8 protein-coding genes and 2 pseudogenes are annotated in these 8,872 nt (G+C 58.1%); 6 read left to right on the top strand and 4 right to left on the bottom strand.

Annotated features, from left to right (window positions below; genetic code table 11):
* A partial coding sequence (locus EIEH_RS19235) for a hypothetical protein (RefSeq protein ID WP_160162445.1) occupies nucleotides 1-369 on the top strand: 369 nt, incomplete at its 5' end.
* A 119-nt stretch (nucleotides 370-488) separates the two neighbouring features.
* On the opposite strand, the pseudogene EIEH_RS18795 reads toward EIEH_RS19235, so the two are convergent.
* Nucleotides 489-1,061: pseudogene (locus EIEH_RS18795) on the bottom strand (transposase); the annotation flags it as partial.
* A gap of 273 nt (nucleotides 1,062-1,334) precedes the next feature.
* Between EIEH_RS18795 and EIEH_RS03655 the strand changes: the two are divergent.
* Together EIEH_RS03655 and EIEH_RS19425 are read left to right on the top strand one after the other, a co-directional pair.
* On the top strand, nucleotides 1,335-2,012 hold the full coding sequence (locus EIEH_RS03655; protein ID WP_015872048.1) for a DUF1345 domain-containing protein: 678 nt from the start codon (nucleotides 1,335-1,337) through the stop codon (nucleotides 2,010-2,012).
* Nucleotides 2,013-2,305: 293 nt separating this feature from the next.
* Nucleotides 2,306-2,523 (top strand): annotated as a pseudogene (locus EIEH_RS19425) (MFS transporter); the annotation flags it as partial.
* A 784-nt stretch (nucleotides 2,524-3,307) separates the two neighbouring features.
* Here EIEH_RS19425 and EIEH_RS03635 read toward each other — a convergent pair.
* The 3 genes from EIEH_RS03635 to mltB form a co-directional block, all read right to left on the bottom strand.
* Nucleotides 3,308-3,838, bottom strand: coding sequence for a rhodanese family protein (locus EIEH_RS03635; RefSeq protein ID WP_015872052.1), 531 nt, complete (start codon nucleotides 3,836-3,838; stop codon nucleotides 3,308-3,310).
* A 12-nt stretch (nucleotides 3,839-3,850) separates the two neighbouring features.
* On the bottom strand, nucleotides 3,851-4,159 hold the full coding sequence (locus EIEH_RS03630) for an ArsR/SmtB family transcription factor (RefSeq protein ID WP_015872053.1): 309 nt from the start codon (nucleotides 4,157-4,159) through the stop codon (nucleotides 3,851-3,853).
* A 160-nt stretch (nucleotides 4,160-4,319) separates the two neighbouring features.
* Nucleotides 4,320-5,408, bottom strand: a complete 1,089-nt coding sequence (gene mltB, locus EIEH_RS03625; protein ID WP_015872054.1) for a lytic murein transglycosylase B — start codon at nucleotides 5,406-5,408, stop codon at nucleotides 4,320-4,322.
* Between the two features lie 498 nt (nucleotides 5,409-5,906).
* Between mltB and EIEH_RS03620 the strand changes: the two genes are divergently transcribed.
* The 3 genes from EIEH_RS03620 (at nucleotide 5,907) to EIEH_RS03610 (ending at nucleotide 8,869) form a co-directional block, all read left to right on the top strand.
* Nucleotides 5,907-6,098, top strand: a complete 192-nt coding sequence (locus EIEH_RS03620; protein ID WP_015872055.1) for a hypothetical protein — start codon at nucleotides 5,907-5,909, stop codon at nucleotides 6,096-6,098.
* A gap of 408 nt (nucleotides 6,099-6,506) precedes the next feature.
* Complete coding sequence (cstA, locus tag EIEH_RS03615; RefSeq protein ID WP_015872056.1) at nucleotides 6,507-8,615, top strand: pyruvate/proton symporter CstA; 2,109 nt, start codon at nucleotides 6,507-6,509, stop codon at nucleotides 8,613-8,615.
* Between the two features lie 56 nt (nucleotides 8,616-8,671).
* A complete protein-coding gene (locus tag EIEH_RS03610; protein ID WP_015872057.1) occupies nucleotides 8,672-8,869 on the top strand; it encodes a YbdD/YjiX family protein in 198 nt (65 codons plus the stop codon).
* The last annotated feature ends 3 nt before the right edge of the window (nucleotides 8,870-8,872 follow it).

The raw sequence follows: 8,872 nt of genomic DNA, 5'->3' as shown, positions 1-8,872 counted from the left end.
CTAGTCGATGATGTAACAAAGCATGACGTAGATAAGCACTCTGATCCACACCATTCACCGATCAATCTCCTTGGTCTCTCTTTCCTCCCTATAGGTGAGAAAACAGATTATGCTCCTGCCCAGTATTTAGCAAAATCGCTTTATGAGAATGGGTTTAAACAGGCTACAGTAAGAGGATATCACGGGGAAGGAATTCGTGTTAGTGGAGATCGCTATCCGGAGCACCATTTAAGAAATGCATATCTTCCAACAAATCCGGCGTTCAACCCTGAAAATACAGCCAGGCGTAGCACGGTAGCTCATGACTTCACCCATGATATGAATCATCCAAGAGATCATAATATAAATCATATAAGTGATATTGACTAATATATCCCTGAGTAAAGCATTATACCAACCATAACGCGCCATATGCGTGATAGTCACTGGAGATAATCATTGTTGAATAAATCGAACTTTTAGGTGATGGGCGTATAAATAGACCTATTTTATTTCCATGCATTTTTTGAGATCTCGGCCGAATAATGGTGCTGCCGGCATTCCTCCGTCATCATATTGTTCAGTGATTCATGCGGGCGTTCACAGTTATATTCTAACAACTATTTTCCCGTGATTTCCCGCACTTTATCCAGCGTCCTGAACAGATAAAAATCGGGTATTTCTGTACGGTATGTCCGGTTAAAACGCTCAATGAAAGCGTTCTGCGTCGGCTTACCCGACTGGATAAACTCAAGTTTTACTGCATGTTTCTCTGCCCATACCGCCAGTGCCAGAGAGATAAATGCCGGCCCATTATCCATGCACATCATAACCGGATAGCCGCGGTTTGCCGCGATCCTGTCGAGTACACAGACGACTCACAGTAGCTGACAGATTCAGATCGATTTCAATCGATAACGCCTCACGGTTAAAGTCATCAACCACATTGAATGTGCGGAAAAGACGACCACAGGCCCACAGGCCAGGGCATCGGGCATAAAATCGACAGGCCAGCTCTGATTCAGTGCTGCCGGCGTAGCCAGTGGTGAGGGATTACGCAGCGGCCGCCGTTTTTTATCCTTATTCAGAATAATTAACAATTATAAAACAATAAGTTAAGCGCAATAATCTCCTTCGTTGGCTGATTGATTATGCCGGAGGATCTCTAAATCTGAATGGCTCGATTATGCGGGGTACTTACAATCGCTCCCGATATCGGGTTCGCCACCCCACTACGGCGCTGATACGCTCGATTCATCACGGCATGGCTTCCCTGCGGCAGGATTGTTAAAATGAGTGCACTGTTCTTAATGGCGCAACGCTTTCCCTTCTCCGGCAATCAGGACATTTTTGGAATGAATCCATGCGTAACCCGCGGCTATCGTAAAATAAGGCACTATCTACACGGGCGGCCACGCTTTCTCTTTTCCATACTGATGGCCACCGTCATCTATCTCTGCCTTACGCCTTTGTTCTCTCCGGCGATCCGCCTGATGTTTGGCTGGAACGTCTTCGCCTGGCTGTACATTCTCTTTTTGCTGGCCAAAATCGTCAACCGCAAGGCCCACGATATCCGCAAAATCACCCGGCTGGAAGATGAGAGTGCCAAGATGGTGATCTTCTTCGTCGTCATCGGCTGCTGCATCAGCGTACTGGTGCTGTTTCTGGAGCTGGCCACCGCCGGGCAGATCAGTGGCCATCAGAAGATCCTGCACTTCATTATCACCGGCTCTACGCTGCTCTCCTCCTGGCTGCTGCTGCCGATGGGCTTTACCATGCACTACGCCCACCTGTTCTATTCCAATTCCCATCAGGAGGAGCCCTGGCTGTTGTTTCCCGACAAGATCCAGGCGCCCTCCTACTGGGACTTTATGTACTTTTCATTCACCATCGCCGTCGCCTCGCAGACCGCCGACGTCTGCGTTGGATCTCAGGAGATGCGCAAAATTGTTCTGCTGCAGTCGGTGATCTCCTTTGTATTCAACATGGCCATCCTTGGTCTGTCGATTAACGTCTGTGCCAGCCTGTTCTAAGACGGCCCCCGGAAGCGTCGTCGCGGCGCCTCCCGGTTACTTCTGCAAGAGGCCTCACACCTCATCACGCTCTCCCGCCGTATCTATTGTTTGTACAGACGCACCGAACTGGCGCCCTCGCCGAGGAGTACGGCTCCAGTTCGGTGCGGGTCTACCCACGTGATGAAGGTCCCCTGAGTCAGGTACAGAGCCAAATCCGCGCCGATATCCCGGCCCAGCGCCAGCATCACCAGCACAGCAGGCTCACCTTTATCCTGACGCCGCATGAAGATCTGAAAAGCCATGGGCTGGCGGCGCTGATCGCTACCGGCCTGATCGGCCTGTACCTGAGCACCATGCCGGGCTACAGAGGGATCCTGTTGGTTCAGACACTGTTCGGCGTTACCTGCGACATGCTCAACTGACCGGTGCTGCTCAAGTCCGTCAGCCTGACGGGGATAATACCTGGCAAGGGCGCCTGTCCGGCTTCTTTGAGACCAGACGCGGCGTGGCTGATACCGTCATCGCCTTTCCGCGCTGGTGCTCTTCGCCGTTGTCTTCGGGCGCGACGCATAAGATCAGGCTGCTAAACTGCTTCATATCCATCCCGGGCGCCCACCAGTACAACATCGGCTGGCCCAACGCCGTCATTTTCCGGGTGATATTTTCATCGGGGATAAAATAATTGCCGTATTTCTCCTCCTCCGGCACCCTGGATGCGCAGTCGGCCAGCAGCAACGCCGACAGTACGACACAGTCAATAACCTACTATTCAATCATTTCATCCTTTACCAATCCGTAAATAACAGCTTCGCTGCCTGCCCAGTGCCGCACTACGTGCGGGAGAGAAGCGCGGTAATAAGAGGTAACGGTATCGTCAGCCTGCAACCACTACAGGCTGCACCATCCCTTACTTATTCTCTTTCCAATCAGGCTCTTTTATTTCCAGCGAGGAGCTGGAATGCGCCCGGTAGGCCAATCGTCCTCAATACCCTCAATACAGCTCTGTTTTTGCCCTCTCCGGCACCATGGGGAAGGAGAAATCGATCGCGCCCATCAAAACCAGCATCTGCAAGGCCTACGGTAAGCAGAGTGAGGAGGTGGTACAGAAGAGCTTGCTGGGCGTCGATAAACACCTGCCGATGGCACAGACCCAGCAGCCGGAAAGTCAGATCCGCGCCCAGCACACCCTCTGCAGCAGGTTCGCGATCGCCCGATCCGCCTGTACACCGCGGCGAGAGCACCTTTCCCGATACCCACCAAGGGGGCTTAATCGCGCTCAGGCTACCCATGGTTCTCTGGGCGGCCTGAACGTATCACTGGATCAGGCGACGGTTCCACGGCATCTTCATCAGGAGACGCGCCATACCGCAAAAGCCGCTGATCCCGGCAAACAGCAGACCGGCGCCGACAAAAGCGGAGAGCAGGAAAAAGCCCGCCGACACGCCATACCCCAGAATCACCCCCAATAACACCAATGAGCCGGCGGCGATCTGCACCTGACGCATCAGCGGTAACGGTTGACGCCGATCCTCCACCGTCGACAGACCGGCCTGCTTCCAGGCCGCCAGCCCCCCCTGCATCACATAGGCCCGGCCCGGCGCCACGCGGGAGACAAGCAGCGCCGCGTTGCTGTCCGAACGCATTCCGGACTGACACATAAAAATCACCGCTCCCGACGGCGACGGCGTCAGCGGCATCCCCTTCTGCCAGTCGGAGAGCGGCGCCAGCGTCGCTCCGGCAACGTGTTCACGCGCATACTCCTGCGCATCGCGGATATCGATCAGCCGGGCGCCCTGCGCCAGCATCTCGCTGGCCTGACGCGGTGTAAGGGTATTCACCTGCATAGCTGCCTCCCGTTATGGGCAATAGTAGGTTTTGAGCGTGGCGATGATCTGGGCGATCGCCGGATTTTGGATCATATAGAGTACGTGGGTGCCCTCCCGCTCACTGGCGATCAGCCCCTCGGCGCGCATCCTGGCCAGATGCTGGGAGGTCGCCGAAGCCGTTAGGCCGACGGCGCGGGCCAGTTCGCCGGCCCCGGCGCGCGGCTGCCCCAGCAGAATGCACAGGATCAGCAGACGCTGGGGATGGCCCATGGCCTTCAGCAGCGCTGACGCCCGATCGGCGCTGACCTGCAACTGTTGTAGCGGGGGGGGGACATCCATCATCTTCACCTTTATTTTAGCAAACACTTAATTAAGAAAATACTAAAACAAAGACGACACAAGCGCAAGCGTCGAGGCATCGGCGCGGCGGCGAGAAAACGGGACAGCGTAGAGAACGTCCCCGCGGCAGGCCCTGACGCCGCGCGGGGACACGGCGGGATCAGCGTCCCGCGGAACGGACCACCGACTCGCCCAGCAGCCATACGGCCATGGCGTAGTGGGTGCTGTGGTTATAGCGGGTAATGGTGTAGAAGTTGGACAGACCGTACCAGTACTGGTAACCGCTGCCGACATCAAGGCGCAGCAGGCTGACCTGATGCCCATCCTCCAGCGCGCTCCGGGGTGACAACCCCGCCTGCGCCAGCTCGCTCACCGAGTAGCGGGTCTTAAAGCCGTTATCCAGCCCCGGCGCCTGACCGTTGGCCTGCACCGCGACCGCGGCGCCAGGCGTCCAGCCGTGCCCTTTAAAATAGCTGGCCACGCTGCCGATGGCGTCCACCGGGTCCCACAGGTTCACGTGGCCGTCGCCGTTGAAGTCGACCGCATAGGCCTGAAACGCCGAGGGCATAAACTGGCCGTAGCCCATGGCACCGGCGAACGAGCCGCGCAGCGTCAGCGGATCCTTACCCTCCTCACGCGCCATCAGCAGGTAGGTTTGCAGCTCGCCGCGGAAGTAGTCGGCGCGACGCGGATAGGCGAAGGCCAGCGTGGCCAGTGCATCAATAGTGCGCGTCTTGCCCATCACCCGCCCCCAGCGGGTCTCTACCCCGATGATGCCGACGATGATCTCCGGCGGCACGCCATAGATCTGCTGCGCCCGCAGCAGTTCGGCATGATACTGGTTATAAAACTGCACGCCGTTCTGAATATTGTCCGGCGTAATAAACTTGTCGCGATAGCGCAGCCAGGCACCGTTTGGCCCGGCGGGCGGGCGGCTGGTCGGCGCCTGCCGATCCATCAGGCGCAGCACATAGTCCAGGCGCTGGGTCTGCGACAGCACCGTCTCCAGCTGGCGGCGCTCGAATCCATGCTCACGCACCATCGTATCGATAAACTGGGCGGCGGCGGGGCTATGGACAAAGTCGCCGGTCGGCTGATACTGCGCGTGCTCGGGCGCCAGCGTAAATCCCCCCGACTGGCTACGGCTCAGCGCCTGCTCCGCCGTCTCCGGTGCCGCGATTTTCGGTTTATGGCTGCTACAGGCGCTCAGCATTACCACCAGGGGGAGCAGCACAATTAGTTGACGCATTGGACTTCCATTTAACGAGGTCAAAAATAGGGTATCACTATGGTAGAACATTGCCCGCGACGAAGACATCCCTACAAGGGGTTCCCTGATGCGCCATGCACCGAGCACCGGATGCCGCCGGCCATTTGCGCAAACTCTGTTCATTCGCGTCGCGCTGGCGCAACTTTTTTCACCGCGGCCTGCAGACAGTGGATGATTTTGTATAAACTGTTAACAAAGGCTCATTGTTGATCGCCATCACGCAGAGTAAAATGGTCAGCGCCGACGCGGGATACCGCGCCCGGCGAACCGTAGGGAGGCTCAAGCCGCTTTCTGGCTGTGAAAATCGTTACACGCCTACGCCCCCTTCTCATTGCGCAAACACCGCTGCGTTTCCTGTTCGGGGGGCCACCGTCGGCGTCATCCACGTTTTCATGCCGCCCGCGATTATCTCAACGCTGTTAACCGTCGCGCCTGTCCTCTGTGGTCAGCCGCACACCGATCTTCGGGTTATAAAAAATGAATCAAGTACAAAACGAAACCTACTGGAAATTCTATAACATCGCCAATGACCAGTGGCGCTGGTGCCAAGTGGAGCCAACCGGATATATTATCTGCTGCTCTGGCGCCACCTTTCGCCAGCGCGCCGACTGTATCCGCGATGCCCAGGCGCACGGCTATGAAAGCCCTCTGGAGCTGAGCCACGCCTGAGTTTACCGTTTCGGAGGCCGATATCCCTCGGCCTTCGCAGCTTATTCCTTCCCCTCGTCCTCCCCTCTTTCCCCCGCGCTTTTCTGCGCCGATTGGCATATTGATTACTATCGCATATCCATTAATCAGATAATTCTCGCCGCCAATACGCGCGCGGTCGATAGCCGTATCCGACGAGAGACGCGCCATTGCCCTCTATTTTCTGTGCCTTCTTCCGCGGGTTTATCACGCAATAACGCCTCTCGTTGCATCTTGTACAAGCGCAATCAGTGATCCTTTCTGCAAGATCGACAAAACATTACCAAATGTAACATCGCGGGCGGAGCGCTCCATTATTATTCATAGGCATTGTTGTTTATATGCAAACCCATTTGTCTGTGCATGAAAAATAAAAGCAAAAGGAATGTTATGGATAATCTTGGTAAGTACCTCCTCTGGATCGCGCTGGCGCTCCTCGGCGCCTTCTCGCTCGGCTACATCGCCCTGAACCGCGGCGAGCAGATCAATGCGCTGTGGATCGTCGTGGCGGCGGTGTGCGTCTATCTGATCGCCTATCGCTACTACGGGCTCTATATCGCCAAACGCGTGCTGGGGGTCGATGCCACGCGCATGACACCGGCGGTGCGCCACAACGATGGCCTGGACTATGTCCCGACCGATAAGAAGGTGCTGTTTGGCCACCACTTTGCCGCGATCGCCGGCGCCGGTCCGCTGGTCGGCCCGGTGCTCGCCGCCCAGATGGGCTATCTGCCGGGCATGCTGTGGCTGCTGGCGGGGGTGGTTCTGGCCGGTGCGGTGCAGGACTTTATGGTGCTGTTCGTCTCCACCCGCCGCGACGGCCGCTCGCTGGGAGAGCTGGTGAAGACCGAGATGGGCAACACCGCCGGGGTGATCGCCCTGATCGCCACCTTCATGATCATGGTGATCATCCTGGCGGTGCTGGCGATGATCGTCGTGAAGGCCCTGACCCACAGCCCGTGGGGGACCTACACCGTCGCCTTCACCATTCCGCTGGCGATCTTCATGGGTATTTATACCCGCTACCTGCGGCCGGGACGCATCGGTGAAGTGTCGATCCTTGGCCTGGTCTGCCTGATCTTTGCCATCATCTCCGGCGGATGGGTCGCCGAAAGCCCGGTCTGGGGCCCCTATTTTGACTTTAGCGGGATTCAGCTGACCTGGATGCTGGTCGGCTACGGCTTTGTCGCCTCGGTGCTGCCGGTATGGCTACTGCTGGCGCCGCGCGACTACCTCTCCACCTTTCTGAAGATCGGCACCATCGTCGGGCTGGCCATCGGCATCCTGATCATGCGCCCGACCCTGCAGATGCCTGCGCTGACCCGCTTTATCGACGGCAGCGGGCCGGTCTGGGCCGGGGATCTGTTCCCCTTCCTGTTTATCACCATCGCCTGCGGGGCGGTCTCCGGCTTCCACGCCCTGATCGCCTCGGGAACCACCCCAAAAATGCTGGCCAATGAAAATCAGGCCTGTTTTATCGGCTACGGTGGCATGCTGATGGAGTCCTTTGTCGCCATCATGGCGCTGGTTGCCGCCTGCGTCATCGATCCGGGGGTCTACTTTGCCATGAACAGTCCGCTGGCAATCCTGGCACCGGCCGGCAGCGCCGACGTGGTGGCCTCCGCTGCCCAGGTGGTCAGCAGCTGGGGCTTCCATATCACACCGGATGCCCTGAATGCCATCGCCAGCGAGGTGGGCGAACAGAGCATTATCTCCCGCGCCGGCGGCGCGCCGACACTGGCGGTCGGCATGGCCTATATCCTGCACGGCGCCCTCGGTGGGATGATGGATGTCTCCTTCTGGTATCACTTCGCCATCCTGTTCGAAGCGCTGTTTATCCTGACCGCCGTCGATGCCGGCACCCGGGCGGCGCGCTTTATGCTACAAGATCTGCTGGGCGTGATCTCGCCGTCGCTGAAGAGGACCGACTCGCTGCCGGCCAACCTGCTGGCGACCGCGCTGTGCGTGCTGGCCTGGGGCTACTTTCTCCACCAGGGGGTGGTCGACCCCCTCGGCGGGATCAATACCCTGTGGCCGCTATTCGGCATCGCCAATCAGATGCTGGCGGGCATGGCGCTGATGCTGTGCGCCGTGGTGCTGTTCCGCATGAAGCGCCAGGCCTACGCCTGGGTCGCTCTGCTGCCGACCACCTGGCTGCTGATCTGCACCATGAGCGCCGGCTGGGAGAAAACCTTCAGCGCCGATCCGCGGGTCGGCTTCCTCGCCATCGCCAACAAGTTCCAGGCGATGATCGACAGCGGCGCCATTCCGGCGCAGTACACCCAGTCGCAGCTGGCACAGCTGGTCTTTAACAACCGCCTGGACGCCGGGCTGACCCTGTTCTTTATGGTGGTGGTGGTGGTGCTGGGGCTGTTCTCTCTGAAAACGGCGCTGTCCGCGCTGCGTAACCCACAGCCCAGCGCGCATGAGGTGCCCTACCAGGCGATGACGCCACCGCCGCACGGGGATAAATTACCTGAACATCCGCGTCAGGTGTGAGCGCGGCCACACCGCGTCGGTGCAGTACGTCGACGCGGTACAACAACGGAGGAGCTATGTTCGATACTCTGGCCAGGGCCGGTAAATACCTCGGGCAGGCAGCCAAGCTGATGGTCGGCGTGCCCGATTACGATAACTATGTCCAGCATATGCGGCTGACCCATCCCGAGCAGACGCCGATGCGCTATGAGGACTTTTTCCGCGAGCGCCAGGATGCCCGCTACGGCGGCAAAGGCAGCACCCGCTGCTGCTGAGAG

The sequence above is a fragment of the Edwardsiella ictaluri ATCC 33202 genome (assembly GCF_000264785.1).
GTDB lineage: Bacteria > Pseudomonadota > Gammaproteobacteria > Enterobacterales > Enterobacteriaceae > Edwardsiella > Edwardsiella ictaluri.
The sequence above is the reverse complement of the archived record's forward strand: the minus strand, read 5'-3'. Positions and strand labels throughout refer to the sequence as shown.

Coding starts and splice junctions, on each gene's coding strand:
- EIEH_RS03655 (WP_015872048.1), top strand. CDS start 1,335: ATGAATCCATGCGTAACCCGCGGCTATCGTAAAATAAGGCACTATCTA.
- cstA (WP_015872056.1), top strand. CDS start 6,507: ATGGATAATCTTGGTAAGTACCTCCTCTGGATCGCGCTGGCGCTCCTC.
- EIEH_RS03620 (WP_015872055.1), top strand. CDS start 5,907: ATGAATCAAGTACAAAACGAAACCTACTGGAAATTCTATAACATCGCC.
- EIEH_RS03610 (WP_015872057.1), top strand. CDS start 8,672: ATGTTCGATACTCTGGCCAGGGCCGGTAAATACCTCGGGCAGGCAGCC.
- EIEH_RS03630 (WP_015872053.1), bottom strand. CDS start 4,159: ATGGATGTCCCCCCCCCGCTACAACAGTTGCAGGTCAGCGCCGATCGG.
- EIEH_RS03635 (WP_015872052.1), bottom strand. CDS start 3,838: ATGCAGGTGAATACCCTTACACCGCGTCAGGCCAGCGAGATGCTGGCG.
- mltB (WP_015872054.1), bottom strand. CDS start 5,408: ATGCGTCAACTAATTGTGCTGCTCCCCCTGGTGGTAATGCTGAGCGCC.